The organism is Bacillus sp. X1(2014) (assembly GCF_007678255.1).
The window spans coordinates 1-284 of sequence record NZ_VEED01000077.1 but is presented as its reverse complement, the minus strand read 5'-3'; the positions used below and the strand labels follow the sequence as shown (position 1 = coordinate 284).

The window sequence follows — 284 nt, the reverse complement described above, 5'->3', positions numbered from 1 at the left end:
TGAAGGGAGTCGAACCCCCACGCCTTGCGGCGCCAGATCCTAAGTCTGGTGCGTCTGCCAATTCCGCCACACCCGCAATATTGAAAGTTATTTTGCTATCGCAAAAAACTCTGGTGAGCCATGAAGGACTCGAACCTTCGACCCTCTGATTAAAAGTCAGATGCTCTACCAACTGAGCTAATGGCTCAAAAAAAGCAAAAAAAATAAATGGTGCCGGCTAGAGGACTTGAACCCCCAACCTACTGATTACAAGTCAGTTGCTCTACCAATTGAGCTAAACCGGC

At 47.9% G+C, this 284-nt stretch carries 2 tRNA genes; both read right to left on the bottom strand.

The features are described 5' to 3' along the window. Positions 1–111: 111 nt before the first annotated feature. Positions 112–187: transfer RNA gene (locus FS608_RS29855), tRNA-Lys, on the bottom strand. A gap of 21 nt (positions 188–208) precedes the next feature. Next, positions 209–284, bottom strand: a tRNA-Thr gene (locus FS608_RS29850).